Annotated in this window: 12 protein-coding genes; 3 read left to right on the top strand and 9 right to left on the bottom strand. The window is 66.9% G+C overall.

What is annotated here, in order from left to right; genetic code table 11:
* Window positions 1-19 precede the first annotated feature (19 nt).
* Window positions 20-436, bottom strand: coding sequence for a VOC family protein (locus tag AC0J5K_RS10085; RefSeq protein ID WP_074834982.1), 417 nt, complete (start codon window positions 434-436; stop codon window positions 20-22).
* A 143-nt stretch (window positions 437-579) separates the two neighbouring features.
* On the opposite strand from AC0J5K_RS10085, the gene AC0J5K_RS10080 reads away from it, so the two are divergent.
* Together AC0J5K_RS10080 and AC0J5K_RS10075 are read left to right on the top strand one after the other, a co-directional pair.
* Entirely contained in the window at window positions 580-2,166 is a 1,587-nt protein-coding gene (locus tag AC0J5K_RS10080) for an ATP-binding cassette domain-containing protein (protein ID WP_274563092.1), read from the top strand.
* Window positions 2,167-2,351: 185 nt separating this feature from the next.
* A complete protein-coding gene (locus AC0J5K_RS10075) occupies window positions 2,352-2,936 on the top strand; it encodes an HNH endonuclease (protein ID WP_048531187.1) in 585 nt (194 codons plus the stop codon).
* Between the two features lie 56 nt (window positions 2,937-2,992).
* On the opposite strand, the gene AC0J5K_RS10070 is transcribed toward AC0J5K_RS10075, so the two are convergent.
* The 7 genes from AC0J5K_RS10070 to AC0J5K_RS10040 all read right to left on the bottom strand — a co-directional run bounded on the left by AC0J5K_RS10070 (window position 2,993) and on the right by AC0J5K_RS10040 (window position 8,363).
* Window positions 2,993-3,871, bottom strand: a complete 879-nt coding sequence (locus tag AC0J5K_RS10070) for a nickel/cobalt transporter (RefSeq protein WP_074834979.1) — start codon at window positions 3,869-3,871, stop codon at window positions 2,993-2,995.
* Window positions 3,853-4,521, bottom strand: coding sequence for a DUF1007 family protein (locus AC0J5K_RS10065; RefSeq protein ID WP_048531190.1), 669 nt, complete (start codon window positions 4,519-4,521; stop codon window positions 3,853-3,855). The genes AC0J5K_RS10070 and AC0J5K_RS10065 overlap by 19 nt, the downstream gene beginning before the upstream one ends.
* Before the next feature lie 67 nt (window positions 4,522-4,588).
* Complete coding sequence (locus AC0J5K_RS10060; RefSeq protein ID WP_074835422.1) at window positions 4,589-4,924, bottom strand: cupin domain-containing protein; 336 nt, start codon at window positions 4,922-4,924, stop codon at window positions 4,589-4,591.
* 112 nt (window positions 4,925-5,036) lie between these two features.
* The gene (locus tag AC0J5K_RS10055) at window positions 5,037-5,552 is read right to left on the bottom strand and encodes a bactofilin family protein (RefSeq protein ID WP_074834978.1); all 516 of its coding nucleotides are present in this window, start codon (window positions 5,550-5,552) and stop codon (window positions 5,037-5,039) included.
* Window positions 5,542-6,855, bottom strand: coding sequence for a M23 family metallopeptidase (locus tag AC0J5K_RS10050; protein WP_048531194.1), 1,314 nt, complete (start codon window positions 6,853-6,855; stop codon window positions 5,542-5,544). The genes AC0J5K_RS10055 and AC0J5K_RS10050 overlap by 11 nt, the downstream gene beginning before the upstream one ends.
* A 219-nt stretch (window positions 6,856-7,074) precedes the next feature.
* Window positions 7,075-7,893, bottom strand: a complete 819-nt coding sequence (locus tag AC0J5K_RS10045; RefSeq protein ID WP_274563107.1) for a ferritin-like domain-containing protein — start codon at window positions 7,891-7,893, stop codon at window positions 7,075-7,077.
* A complete protein-coding gene (locus AC0J5K_RS10040) occupies window positions 7,890-8,363 on the bottom strand; it encodes a peroxiredoxin (protein ID WP_274563109.1) in 474 nt (157 codons plus the stop codon). The genes AC0J5K_RS10045 and AC0J5K_RS10040 overlap by 4 nt, the downstream gene beginning before the upstream one ends.
* 197 nt (window positions 8,364-8,560) lie before the next feature.
* Here AC0J5K_RS10040 and AC0J5K_RS10035 point away from each other — a divergent pair, with 197 nt between their 5' ends.
* Window positions 8,561-11,821 (top strand): YhdP family protein, encoded by a 3,261-nt coding sequence (locus AC0J5K_RS10035; protein WP_274563111.1) that lies wholly within the window; start codon window positions 8,561-8,563, stop codon window positions 11,819-11,821.
* A 91-nt stretch (window positions 11,822-11,912) separates the two neighbouring features.
* Here AC0J5K_RS10035 and guaA read toward each other — a convergent pair whose 3' ends face one another.
* Complete coding sequence (guaA, locus tag AC0J5K_RS10030) at window positions 11,913-13,484, bottom strand: glutamine-hydrolyzing GMP synthase (RefSeq protein ID WP_074834973.1); 1,572 nt, start codon at window positions 13,482-13,484, stop codon at window positions 11,913-11,915.
* Window positions 13,485-13,547 lie beyond the last annotated feature (63 nt).

Below are 13,547 nucleotides of genomic sequence, written 5' to 3'. Positions count from 1 at the left end.
AACGAGGTCCCGGATCGGGTCAGAACCAGAGGTGGGGTTCGGCGAATTCCACCGAGTTTCCCGCCGGGTCGCGGATGTAGAGCGAGCGGGCGCCGTTGGGCCAGTCGAACTCGGCGTCGACGGCAATGCCCTGGTCCAGGACATGCGCCCGCCAGCGGCTGATCTCATCGCGGGAAGCGCGAAAGCAGACATGGCCGGGGCCGTGGGCGCCATGGGCCGGCACCGGCATCCGGGTGTTCTGCGAGGGTTTGGCGGTTTCTTCCGGGTTGAAGACCAGCAGGATGGTCTGGCCGGCGCGAAAGAACACGTGGCGCTGCTCCAGCCGCAGCACGACCTCCATGTTCAGCACGCCGTGATAGAAGGCCTCGGCGCGGTCGAGATCCGCCGCGTAAAGCGCGGCTTCGAGAACGCCGGTGATCTTGGGGGGGATGGACATGGCGGCAGGCTACAGGATCGGCGCTGTTGCGCCAAGGGGGCGGGCCGGGCTAGACTGGCCGCATTGTCCAAGCATGGAGACCGAAACGATGGATCAGGGTTTGTATCACCGCCGCTTGATCCTCGCCGTTTCCCGGAGTCCCCATGCCTGTTCTGACATTTACCGAAACCGCCCTTGCCCGACCTGACGCCACGCCGCTGATCGCAGCCTTTTCCCTGAGCCTCGAGGCCGGGGTGACCGGGCTGGTGGGCGGCAATGGCACCGGAAAATCCAGCCTGCTGGCGGCGATTGCCGGGGCGCATCCCCACGCCGGTCATATCCATGCCAGCACGCCGCCGCGGCGTCTGGCACAGCTCGCGCCGCGCCAGGGCACGCGGGTGGCGGACCTGTTCGATGCCGCTGGCTTCGATCGGTTGCAGGCGGCGCTGGCCGGGGCGCCGGTGGATTACGATCTTGTCGACTGGACGTTGGAAGAGCGGATGGCGGCGGCGCTGGCGCAGGCCGGGGTGCCGGTCGCGCCGGCGCGGGGGCTATCCGAGCTTTCCGGCGGGCAACAACGCCGGGCGGCGCTGGCGGCGGCGTTTTTTGACGGGCCGGGGATCGTCCTGCTGGACGAGCCGACCAATGATCTCGATGCTGCGGGCCGCGCGCTGGTGGCCGAGCTTCTGGCGACGCACCGGGGGATTGCGCTGGTGGCCAGCCATGACCGGGCGCTGCTCGAGCGGGTCGACCGGATCATCGAGCTGGCGCCGGGTGGCGTACATCTCTTTGGCGGCGGCTGGAGCGCGTTTGCCGCGGCGCGCGCGGCGGCCGAGGCCCGAGCCGCGGCCGAGCTGGAGCAGGCCGGCGCCGAGGTGGCGCGGGCCCGGCGCGCAGCGCAGACGGCCGAGATGCGCGCCGCCCGGCGGGCACGGCAGGGCCGGGCGCTGCGCGATGGCTCGCAGTCGAAGATGCTGCTCGACAAGGCCCGGGAGGGGGCCGAAGCCGCCGGCGCCGGCCAGAGCCGGCTGGCGGCCCGGCAACAGGCGACGGCGGTGGCCCGGCTGGCGGCGGCGCAGGCCGGCGTGGCGCGCGACCGGGCGATCAGTTTCGACCTGCCCTCGACCGGGCTGGCGGCGCAGAAGCTGGTGCTGCGCGCCCGCGACCTGGGGGTGGGGCAGGCTGGCCGGGCGCTTCTACCGCCGCTGTCCTTCGAGCTGCGCGGGCCTGAGCGGGTCCGGCTTTCCGGCGCCAACGGCAGCGGCAAGTCGACGCTGCTGCGGCAGATCGCCGGGCGATTGCCGCCGCTGTCGGGTCGGATCGAGCGCCCGGTGGATAGTGTCTACCTCGACCAGCGGCTGAGCCATCTGGGCCAAGCCGGCGACGTGCTTTCGCTGGCGCGCCGCACATTGCCGGAAATGGGCGAACAGGACCGCCGGGCGCTGCTGGCGCGGTTTCTGTTTCGCAACCGCGAGGCGCTCAAACCGCTGGCCGGGCTTTCGGGCGGCGAGCGGCTGCGGCTGGGGCTGGCGCTGACGCTGGGGCGGGCGCGGCCGCCGCAGCTGGTGCTGCTGGATGAGCCCACAAACCATCTTGACCTGGCGGCCATCGCGGCGGTGGAACGCGCGCTTGGCGAGTATGACGGCGCGCTGATCTTTGTCACCCACGACAGCGCCTTTGCCGCCGCCCTGGCCCCCGCGCGCGAGATCGCCATCGCCTCGGGCCGGGTCAGCGACAGGGGCCTGGCATGAGCGGTTGGCCGCCGGGTGAGCCGCCGTCATGCCAACGTTACCAAACTGGCCTAACCCCTAGGGCAAATCTCCATGTTTAGGCGCTTGCCTGATTGGAAACGCGAGATATAGTCGTAGTAACGAAAGCGATCCCAAGAAGCGCGGACATGAGGCATACTGGAGCGGACAAGAGGATGTGACGACCCATGGACGGTGATTTCAGGACGGATTTTGTACGCGAGCCATCGGCGCTGAAGCAATACCCGGCACTGGTGCTCAACGCGGATTACCGGCCTTTGTCGTATTATCCCCTGTCGCTCTGGCCCTGGCAGGACGCGATCAAGGCGGCCTGGCTCGACCGGGTGGATATCGTGGCCGAATATGACCACGAGGTCCGCAGTCCCTCGACCACCATCAGGATACCCAGCGTCGTTGTCCTGAAAGACTATGTAAAACCTCAAAAGCGCGTGGCCTTCACGCGCTTTAATCTTTTTCTGAGGGATGAATTCCGCTGCCAGTACTGCGGCACCAAGCGCGAGCTGACCTTTGACCATGTGGTGCCGCGCGCCGCAGGCGGGGTGACCTCGTGGCAGAACGTGGTCGCCGCCTGCGCGCCCTGCAATCTCAAGAAGGGTTCGAAGTCGCTGGCCCGCGCCGGCATGTCGCTGCGCAAGCCGCCGCGCCAGCCCGGCGCCGAAGAGTTGCGCAACATGGGCCGCAAGTTCCCGCCCAACCATCTGCATGAAAGCTGGGTCGATTTTCTCTACTGGGATGCCGAGCTCGAGGCCTGAGCGTCTGCACCTGTCGCTTGCCGGGCAACGGTGGGGCGTGCGGCGGCCGTCCCTGTTCAGGCCAGAAGGCCCATCACCCGGAGCGAGATCGCCAGGATCGCGCCGCCGGCGAGCAGTTCGATCATCGGCAGCACCAGGGCCGCGCGGCGGGTATCGGCCAGCGACAGCAGGGTGCTGTCGCGGGCGACGACGCTGATCGTGGCCACCAGGATCGACAGCGCGGCGGTGCCCAGCGACATCGCCAGGGCGCCGAGAATGCCGGTGGTGAGGATGTCCATGTGCCAGCTCAGCACCAGCAGCAGGATCGCGCCCGAACAGGGGCGCGCGGCGATGCCGGCGATCAGCACCAGGGCGTCGCGCAGCCCGCCGGCACGGCGCAGCTCTTCCGGCGTCGGCCCGTGGCGATGGGTGCAGCCGTGGTGGGCATGAGCCTGATCGCGACGCAGCCGCCAGAGCTTGCGCGCGCCGCGCAGCGCCAGCCAGCCGCCGATCAGGCCGATCGCCAGGGTGCTCAGCGGCAGCATGACCTTTTCGGCGGTGTCGGTGAGCTGGCTGCGGGTCCAGTCGAGCAGGAACAGACCGGAGAGCACCAGCACGATGGCGCTCAGCGCCTGGCCCAGCGACGACAGCAGCGAAATCACCGTGAGCCGGCCCAGCGGCACGCGGTGCGACAGCCCGTAGCCGCCGATCAGCAGCTTGCCATGGCCGGGGCCGACGGCGTGAAAGAAGCCATAGGCAAAGCAGACCCCGACCAGCGCCAGCACCGCGCCGGGCTCTTCGGCGCGCAGCGCGCGCAGGGCGCCGGCCAGGGCGTTCTGGAACTCGCGCTGGCCCTCGGCGGCCCAGCGCACGAGGGCATCGTCATGGCCCTGCATCACGGCCCAGGTGGCGCCTGCCACCAGCAGCAGGGGAAAGATCAGGAGGGTGCGTTGCATGTAATCTCGAAACTGTCTGCAAAGAGGATGCCGATGTCGGGCAGGTCGACCACCTGGAAGGGATCGTCGCTGGCGTCCACCGCCGCGAGCTGATCGCCGTATTCCTTCATCGCCGCATCACGCGAGGCGACGTTGCGGGTCAGGCTGCAATCGTCACGACCCTGGCTGCCCGGGGTCTCGGGCACGTCATAGGCGACAAAATAGGTTGGGTCATAGGACCGGGCCACCAGCGGCGCGGCGTCGATCTCGAAACGCGCCACCAGCGGCCGCAGGTGCGACGTGATGATCCGCCCGTCCTCATAACGCACGCGGTGCTCCTCGGGCGGGCCAAGTGCCAGCGGCGTGCCGGCGGCGTCGAGGGTGAAATGGCCCGGAAAGCCCGCTTCCCAATCGACGTCCTGGCCGGCAAAGGCGTCGAGCCTGGCCTGTTCCGGGGTGCCGTCGCCATCGGCGTCGAGACCGTTTTCCTCGATCATCAGCAGCGAATAGAAATCGTCGTAGGCCCAGTCGATACGCACCGCCGCAAGCTTGCCGTCGGTGTCGAAGACCAGGTCGAAATCGGTGTCGATATAGATATGCGGATGCGCGCCAAGCGGGCTGGCGAGCGCCAGTCCCAGGGCAGCGGCGGTGAGCAACGCGGTGGGTTTCATGCAGCGGTCCTAGCTCTGCCCGGCCTGTCGGGCAACGACTGTCAACGCGGTGGGCGGTCCACCGCCGTCACGGCTTGAGCGGATAGCGGTCGGGCTCTTCGAAGACGTCGATCACCCGGGTGCCGGCCTTGATCCGGGCGCCATGTTCGACGCCTGCGGCGATGGAATAACTGTCGCCGGGGCGATAGATGCGGGTTTCGCCGCCGATGGTCAGTTCGATCTCGCCTTCGACGACGCTGCCCCATTGTGCCTTGTGGGCATGGAGAGGCAGGTCCATGTCCTTCAGGAAGGTGAAAAACACCACCAGCCTGTCATTCGACCGGACGGTGGCGCTTTGCACCACATCCTCTGGATAGGGCAGGTCAAGTCCGGGCTGGCTGGTAATGAAATCGGGAAAGGTCATCCGGTCATCCTTTGCGGCCTCGGGCGCGGTTTCGCCGGAAGCGGCCGGCGGAACGGAAAAGCCCCGCACGCGGCGGGACTTTCATTCGGTACGGGTCGACGCGAGGCCGGGCTTATTGGCCGGCGGGGCGCTGCTGCTGCTCTTGCGGCTGTTGCGCCGGTGCCTTGCCCTTGGCGTTCAGCGGGTCGTCCTGGCGCTGCACCGAGCCTTCGAAATGCGCGCCGCTCTCGATCGCGATGGTCTTGTGGATGATGTCGCCTTCGACCCGCGCGGTGGCGGTCAGGCGCACCTTGAGGCCGCGCACCCGGCCGACGATGCGGCCATTGACGACGACGTCATCCGCGACGCATTCGCCCTTGATGGTGGCGGTTTCGCCGATGGTCAGCAGGTGGGCACGAATATCGCCCTCGACGGTGCCCTCGACCTGAATGTCGCCGGTGGTCTTCATGTTGCCGACCACGTGCAGATCGGCCGACAGGACCGACGCCGGCGGCTTGGTCTTGGGCGCGGAGGAGGGCTTGTATTCGGACTGTGGAGGCATTGTGGGCTTCTTCTGTTCTGCGGCCGCAGGCTTTGCAGCGTCGTCGGCCTTGGGGCCGGGCTCATTGATTTTGCTTTTAGAAAACATCTTTCGCAGCCTTCAGATAAATCATTGGATTGACGGCTTTGCCGCCAACACGGACCTCATAGTGCAGATGCGTGCCGGTGGAGCGTCCTGTGTTTCCCATATCACCGATGCGATCACCGCGCGAGACCCTTTGGCCCTTCTTCACGCGGATTTTCGACATATGCGCATAGCGTGTCTCGATGCCGAATTCATGCTGGATCTTGACCAGCTTGCCATAGCCCGACTGCCAGCCGGCATGGACCACGATGCCATCGGCGGTGGAATAGATCGGGGTGCCGTGGGCGCTGGCGAAATCGGCACCGGCGTGCAGCCGGCCCCAACGATAGCCGAAGCCGCTGGTGAAGCGATAGGAATCCTTCAGCGGGTTGGCAAAAGGCGCCTTGGCAGCGGCGATGCGATAGAGGTTGAGCCGATCCATCTGGTTGAGGATGCGGTTGGCGCGCTTGCTGTCTTCGGTGAGCTCGCCGCCCTTGGTGGAAAAGCTCAGCGGCATCAGCGGACCGCCCTGGCCGGAATAGCCGGCCCGCACCTTGTCGAGGATGTTGTCGGGGTTCATGCCGGCGGCCTTGAACATCTTGTCGAGCGGGGTGACCGAGATCGTCATCGCCTCTTCGAGCTGGCGGAAGATGGCGTCGTTCTTCTCTTCCATGCTGCGCAGTTCGGTGGCCATGGCGTCGGCGGCAATCAACGCCTGCTGGGCGTCGGCCACCACGCGGTCGCGTTCCTGCGCGGTGCGTTCCAGCGCATTGGCGAGCAGGTCGACGGTTTCGCTGTCGGCCATGTCGGAATGGCCGGGCATGGGGCCGCCGTTTTCCATCGCGTCCTGAAGCGCGGCGAATTTGGTTTCCACCGCCCGTTTGTCGGACATCACGTTGCGCAGGGTGGTCTGGACGACTTCGATGCCGGTTTCCAGCTCACGCCGGCGGATTTCCGAGCCGAGCAGTTCGCTCTGCATCAGCGAGATCCGTTCGAGCGCCGAGTTGAAGCGCTCCTGCGCGGCCAGCGCGTCCGAGGCGCGGGCGTCGCGTTCCTGGCTGAGCGAATTGAGACGGGACATATAGGTCTGCTGGTCGCGGCGGGCCTGTTCGCGGAAGTTTCCGGCGCCGATCGAATCCATCAGCAGGATGGCGGTGGCGATGATCGACCAGGCGATGACTAGCGCCGAGCCGGTGAAGGCGATGAACTGGGTTTCGGATTTCAGACGGATGAAGCGGGTGTCGGTGTCTGATCGCAGGAACAGACGGCGTTCCGGGAAGTATCTCTCTAGGATCGCATGAATTCTGATTGCTAGCCGTGTCCGCACCGCAGCCGTCCCTTATCTTGTTCGTCCAGTCCAAGGGTGCCTGTCCCCGGCACTTTGCCCCTCAGGCTTCCTTAACCAGAGCTTTACACACGCGCAAGTTTGCAAGCCGCGCGATTCGGCAAAGCGGCGCTCAAACCCGGCAATGGGCGAATATTCGCCGATATCGGAAGGGGTTGCGTAAGGTAAGCGCTTTCGGTCTTGCCGACCGGGCGCCGCGGGCTAGGCAGCGCCCTCGGCGGTCAGTGGCCAGTAGAAATCCGGCGGAAGACCGGCTTCGGCGCGTTTTTCCTCGTTGAAAGGCGGTTTGAGCGGGCCTTTGAAATATTTTGTGACCAGCTCGTGGAACACGTCTTTCGGGTCGAGATCGTGCCGCCCGCAGAGAAAGTGGAACCACTTCGAGCCATAGGCCACATGCGCCACTTCTTCGCTGTAGATCACCTCCAGCGCCTCGACCGCCCGGGTCGCGCCGGCCTTGCGGAAGATCTCGATCATGCCCGGCGTCACGTCGAGCCCGCGCGCCTCGAGCACCATCGGCACCACGGCCAGCCGCCCGAGAATGTCACCCGCGGTATCCTCGGCGGCGCGCCACATGCCGGCATGGGCCGGCAGCGCACCATAGAAACTGCCTTCGGCCTCGAGGCAGTCGCACATCAGGTTGAAATGCTTGGATTCGTCGTCCGCCGCCCGCACCCAGTCATCGTAGAAGCCGGGCGGAAAGTCGGTATCTGTAAAGCGGGCAATGATATCCCAGTGCAGATCGACGGCATTGAGTTCGATATGTGCAACCGCATGCAGCAGGGCGATACGCCCCGCCGGGCTGCCGGGCTTGCGTTTCGGCACGTCGCGCGGCGACAGGAGTTCGGGCTGTTCGGGCCGTGCCGGGCGCTGCGGCGGCGCGGCGCGGCCGACCGGCAGCGGCCGGCCTTCAGCGCGCGCCGCCAGCCAGGTTACGGCATGGGCGCGCGACAGCCGGGTCTTTTCGCGGCCATCGGCGGTGATCAGCACCTCGGTGGCCATCTCCGCGAGGCTGCGGCTCATAGGGCGCGCACCGCGTCCAGCACCTCTTCGGCATGGCCATCAACCTTGACCTTGCGCCATTCGCGGGCCAGCCGGCCCTCGCTATCGATCAGGAAGGTCGAGCGCACGATGCCCATGAAGGTCTTGCCGTACATCTTCTTTTCCTGCCAGACGCCGAAAATCTCGGCGATATCCGTAGCTTCGTCCGACAGAAGCGGTACAGTCAGATCATGTTTCGCAACGAACTTGTCGTGACTTTGGACCGAATCCTTGGAAATCCCGAAGACCTGCGCCCCGGCCGCCTCGAAATCGGCGCGCAGGGCGGAAAAGGCGATCGCCTCCTTGGTGCAGCCCGAAGTCAGATCGCGGGGATAGAAAAACAGCACCACCGGCGCGGGCCGCAGCGCGCCGAGGTTCACAGTTTCGCCGCCATCGCGTGGCAGGGTGATCTCCGGCACGATTTCGCCGGTTTGAAGGACGCCTGTGGTCATATGCTTCGCTTTCCCTTGGTTGCCGGGCCTTCACCCAATATTAGGGCCGGGCAGGCCAGAAAAACACAGGCTTGTCAATTCTCGGGAGGCGGCCCCAGCCGGTGAGCAGCGAACAGGACGATACGACCCCGCAACAGACCGGCCCCGATCAGGGGGCGAGAGCGGTTCGGCGGTGCGGTCCCCGCAAGCGGGCGATCGTGGCGCGTGCCGCGCTCTGGATGGTGTTCTGGGTCGCATTGCTGACCGGGTCGCTGGTCTGGGGCGGCGTGGCGCTGCTGGGCAAGCCGCTGAACGCGCCCGACTGGCTGCGCGCCGAGATCGAGACGCGTCTCGCACGGCAGATGCCGGGGTACGAGCTGAGCTTCAGCGAGATGACGCTGTACGTGCAATCCGACCTGCGCCCCGAAATCGCGCTCGAGGATGTGGAGCTGCGCCAGGCCGAAACCGGGCGGCTGTTGCTCGAACTGTCGCATGCCGACATCAAGATCGCCCGGCGGGCGATATTCGAAGGCCGGTTGCAGCCGCGCAGCGTGTCGGTCGCCGGGGTGTTCCTGCGGCTGCGGCGCGGCGCCGACGGGGCGCTCGACCTGGCCTTTGGCGACGGTCTGGGCGAGGCCGGGATCGGGCTCAACGGGTTGATCGAGAAGATCGACGACTTTGTCTATCAGCCGCAGTTCGCCGCCCTGCGGGAGATCGAGATCAACGCCGTTACCCTGCAATTTCAGGACGCCCGCGCGCGCCGCAGCTGGACGGTGGACGGCGGCCGGCTGGCGCTGTCGCGCGAAAGCGAGATCTTGCAGATGCGGGGCGATTTTGCACTGCTCAGCGGCCGCTCCTACGCCGCCACGCTCGAGGTATTCGGCGAAAGCGCGATCGGTTCCAACGCGGTCAGCCTCGGGGTCAGCGTCACCGATGTGGCCTCGGGCGACATTGCCAGCCAGAGCGCGGCGCTGGCCTGGCTCGGCGTGCTTCGGGCGCCGATCTCGGGGTCGCTGCGGACCTCGTTTCACGAAGACGGCCGGCTTGGCCCGCTCAGCGCGACGCTCAGCATCGGCGAAGGCGTGGTCCAGCCCAGCGACGCCACCCGGCCGATCCCCTTTACCTCGGCCCGGTCCTATTTCACCTATGATCCCGCCGAAGAGACCCTGCGCTTCAACGAGATCGCGGTGGTCAGCGACTGGATCAACGCCACCGGCGACGGCAGCGCGGTGCTCGAGGGGACCGACAGCGGCCTGCCGTCCTCCTTGCAGGGGCAGGTCAGCCTCGCCGGGATCAGCGCCAATCCGGTGGGCTTGTACGATGCGCCGCAGACGCTGACCTCGGCGGCGCTCGATTTCCATCTGGCGCTCGATCCCTTCGTGTTGCGCATCGGCCGGCTGGCCCTGTCCGACACCGGCCAGACCCTGCGCGCGCGGGGCCGGGTCGAGGCGGCGCCGGAGGGCTGGGACATCTCGGTCATGGGCCAGCTCGACGAAATCGCGCCGGACCGGCTGCTGGGGCTCTGGCCCGCCGGTTTCAAGCCCAAGACCCGCGACTGGGTTGCCACCAATGTGCTGGACGGCCGGTTGCGCAACATGGCGGTGCGGCTGCGCGCCTATCCCGACGGCGCGGCGCCCGATCTCTTTGTCAGCGCCGAGGTCGCCGAGGCGCGGGTGCGCTTCATGAAGACCCTGCCGCCGGTCGCCGACGCATCGGGTCTGTTGCAGTTCGAAAACAACCGGCTGGCGGTCAGCGTCGACAGCGGCACCCTGACCGCGAAAGAGGGCGGGGCGCTGGATGTGGCCGGGACGGTCTTTACCATTCCCGATGTCCGGGTGCGGCGCGGCCCGGCGCAGGTGCAGCTCAAGGCCGCCGGGCCGGTGCATGCGGCGCTCTGGGTGCTGAACCAGGAACCGATGCGCGCGCTGGACAAGGCGGGCCGGCCGGTCGATCTCGCTCACGGCCGGGTGCAGGCGTCGGGGCAGATCGATTTCCCGCTGAAGAAAAAGCCCGCGCCGGGCGAGGTGAGCTTTGCGGTCGCGGGACGGGGGTTTGGCGTTTCGAGCCGGCAGATCGTGCCCGGAAAGCCGCTTGCCGCCAAGGCGCTGAGCTTTACCGCCAGCAACCGGCACCTGAGGATCGAAGGCGCCGGCACCCTGGCCGGCGTGCCGTTTGACGGCAGCTGGGAAACCGGGTTGGGGCCGGGGGCGGCGGAAGCGGGATCGCAGGTGGTGGCGGATGTGACCCTGTCGCAAGAGACGCTCGACACGTTCAATATCACCCTGCCACCCGGCTCGGTCTCGGGGCAGGGCCAGGGGCGGCTGGAACTGGCGCTGGCCAAGGGCAGGCCGCCGGAATTTTCCCTGACCTCCGATCTTGCCGGGCTGGGGCTTCGGCTCGATGCGATCGGCTGGTCGATGGGACAGGCGCGCACCGGCACGCTGGCCATCGACGGTGTGCTTGGAAAACCGGTGCGGGTCGATTCGCTGGCACTGAGCGGCCCCGGGCTCGACCTCGAGGGCCGGCTGACCCTGCGCGAGAGCGGCGGGTTGCAATCGCTGGCGATCACCCGGCTGCGCGCCGGCAGTTGGCTTGACGCGCCGGTGACGCTGACCGGGCGGGGGCGCGGCAGCGCCCCGGCGGTGCAGGTTTCGGGCGGCCGGATCGACATGCGCAACGCGCCCTTCACCTCGACCAGCGGCAGCGGTGGCGGCACATCCGGGCGGGGCGGCGCGGCACCGGGGCCGCTCACCCTGGCGCCCGACCGGCTGCAATTGACCGATGGCATCGTGCTCACCGATTTTCGCGGCGATTTCGCGTTGAGCGGCGGGATGAAGGGCAATTTCACCGCGCGGCTCAATGGCGGCGTGCCGGTACGCGGCAGCGTCAGCCCGACCGGCAAGGGCAGCCGCTTCGTGATCAAATCGGAGGATGCCGGCGCGGTGCTGCGCGATGCAGGGCTGCTCAAGAACATGCATGGTGGCACCTTCCACCTCAAGCTGTTGCCCACCGGCGCCGCCGGCACTTTCGACGGCGAGCTCGACATTCGCGACACCCGCATCCGCAATGCCCCGGTGATGGCCGATCTGCTGAACGCGATCTCGGTGATCGGCCTGCTCGAGCAATTGGGCGGCCAGGGGATTTCCTTTCCCGAGGTCGAGGCACGATTCCGGCTGACGCCGAAACAGGTGATCCTCACCCGGTCGAGCGCGGTCGGCCCGTCGATGGGGATCAGCCTGGACGGCTATTACGATCTGGCGAGCCAGACGATGGACATGCAGGGGGTGTTGTCGCCGATCTATGTGGTCAATTTCGTCGGTCAGCTGTTTTCGCGCAAGGGCGAGGGGTTGTTCGGCTTCAACTTCAACCTGCGCGGCAAGGCCAGCGCGCCGAAGATCACGGTCAACCCGCTGTCGGCGCTGACACCCGGCATGTTCCGCGAGATCTTCCGCCGGCCGCCGCCGAAGGTGCCGGGGTAGCGCGCGGGCCTTCCGGCCAGATCGGCGGCGCGGAAACAAAAACGCCCCCGCAGAACTCTGCGAGGGCGCCGGACGGGCCTTTACCGCCCGCTCATTCCCATTCGATCGTTCCCGGCGGTTTCGACGTCACATCATAGGTCACCCGGTTGATTCCCTTGACCTCGTTGATGATCCGGGTCGCGGTTTCGCCCAGGAAATCATGGCTGAACGGATAGTAATCCGCCGTCATCCCGTCGACCGAGGTCACGGCGCGCAGCGCACAGGCGAAATCATAGGTGCGGCCGTCGCCCATCACGCCCACGGTGCGCACCGGCAGGATCGCGACAAAGGCCTGCCAGATCTCGTCATAAAGCCCGTGCTTGCGGATCTGGTCGATATAGACGGCATCGGCCTTGCGCAGGATCTCGAGCTTTTCGCGGGTGATCTCGCCGGGGCAACGGATGGCGAGGCCCGGGCCGGGGAAGGGATGGCGGCCGATGAAGGAGGCCGGCAGACCCAGCTCGTGGCCCAGCGCGCGCACCTCGTCCTTGAAGAGTTCGCGCAGCGGCTCGACCAGCTTCAGCCCCATTTTCTCGGGCAACCCGCCGACGTTGTGGTGCGACTTGATCGTCACCGAGGGGCCGCCGGAAAACGACACCGATTCGATCACGTCGGGATAGAGCGTGCCCTGCGCCAGGAACTCGGCGCCCTCGATCTCGCCGGCGTATTTCTGGAACACGTCGATGAACAGCTTGCCGATGATCTTGCGCTTGGTCTCGGGGTCGCTCTGGCCCTCCAGCTCGCCCAGGAACAGCTCGGATTCATCGGCGTGGATCAGCGGAATGTTGTAGTTGTCGCGGAACATCGTCACGACTTCCTCGGCCTCGTTCTGCCGCAGCAGGCCGTGATCGACAAAGACGCAGGTGAGCTGATCGCCGATCGCCTCGTGGATCAGCACCGCCGCGACCGAGCTGTCGACGCCGCCGGACAACCCGCAGATCACCTGTTTGTCGCCGACCTGTTCGCGAATCTTGCGGATCGCCTCCTCGCGATAGGCGTCCATGGTCCAGTCGCCCTCGAAGCCGGCATCGCGCACGAAGTTCTCGTAGAGCGTCTTGCCGTTGGGGGTATGGTGCACCTCGGGGTGGAACTGCACGGCATAGAACCGCCGCTCGAGATCGGCGGTGATGGCAAAGGGCGCGCCGGGCGAAGTGCCGTAGACGGCGAAACCGGGTGCGATTTTAGAGACATGGTCGCCGTGGCTCATCCAGACCTGCTCGCGGCCCGAGCCATCCATGAACCAGCCGGTGAGCAGATCGGGGCGGGTCTCTGCCGGGGTCACCCAGGCGCGGCCGAACTCGGCCGTGGCATGTTCGCCGGCTTCGACCTTGCCGCCCAGATCCTGCATCATGACCTGCTGGCCGTAACAGATGCCCAGGATCGGCACGCCCAGCCCATAGACCGATTTTGGCGGCCGGGGCGAGCCGTCGCGCATCACCGAATCCGGCCCGCCGGAAAAGATCACGGCCTTGGGCGCGAATTCGGCCAGAAAGGCGTCGGTCACGTTCTGGTAGGGGTGGATTTCGCAATAGACGTTGAGCTCGCGCAGGCGGCGCGCAATGAGCTGCGTTACCTGGCTGCCGAAGTCGATGATCAGAAGGCGGTCATGGGTGTCCTGGGTCATGACAGGGCTTTAGGCGCGCGCGGGGGAGAGGGCAAGAGTGTCAATGCGTTTTGCCGGGGGATC

Source organism: Marinovum sp. E3 (assembly GCF_055755275.1).
This window is presented reverse-complemented; position numbering and strand designations above follow the sequence as displayed.

What these genes read in the sequence shown, in the direction of transcription:
- AC0J5K_RS10045 (WP_274563107.1), bottom strand. Translation starts at nt 7,893, where the DNA reads ATGAGCCGCAGCCTCGCGGAGATGGCCACCGAGGTGCTGATCACCGCC.
- AC0J5K_RS10065 (WP_048531190.1), bottom strand. Translation starts at nt 4,521, where the DNA reads ATGAAACCCACCGCGTTGCTCACCGCCGCTGCCCTGGGACTGGCGCTC.
- AC0J5K_RS10070 (WP_074834979.1), bottom strand. Translation starts at nt 3,871, where the DNA reads ATGCAACGCACCCTCCTGATCTTTCCCCTGCTGCTGGTGGCAGGCGCC.
- AC0J5K_RS10075 (WP_048531187.1), top strand. Translation starts at nt 2,352, where the DNA reads ATGGACGGTGATTTCAGGACGGATTTTGTACGCGAGCCATCGGCGCTG.
- AC0J5K_RS10085 (WP_074834982.1), bottom strand. Translation starts at nt 436, where the DNA reads ATGTCCATCCCCCCCAAGATCACCGGCGTTCTCGAAGCCGCGCTTTAC.
- AC0J5K_RS10040 (WP_274563109.1), bottom strand. Translation starts at nt 8,363, where the DNA reads ATGACCACAGGCGTCCTTCAAACCGGCGAAATCGTGCCGGAGATCACC.
- AC0J5K_RS10080 (WP_274563092.1), top strand. Translation starts at nt 580, where the DNA reads ATGCCTGTTCTGACATTTACCGAAACCGCCCTTGCCCGACCTGACGCC.
- AC0J5K_RS10060 (WP_074835422.1), bottom strand. Translation starts at nt 4,924, where the DNA reads ATGACCTTTCCCGATTTCATTACCAGCCAGCCCGGACTTGACCTGCCC.
- AC0J5K_RS10055 (WP_074834978.1), bottom strand. Translation starts at nt 5,552, where the DNA reads ATGTTTTCTAAAAGCAAAATCAATGAGCCCGGCCCCAAGGCCGACGAC.
- guaA (WP_074834973.1), bottom strand. Translation starts at nt 13,484, where the DNA reads ATGACCCAGGACACCCATGACCGCCTTCTGATCATCGACTTCGGCAGC.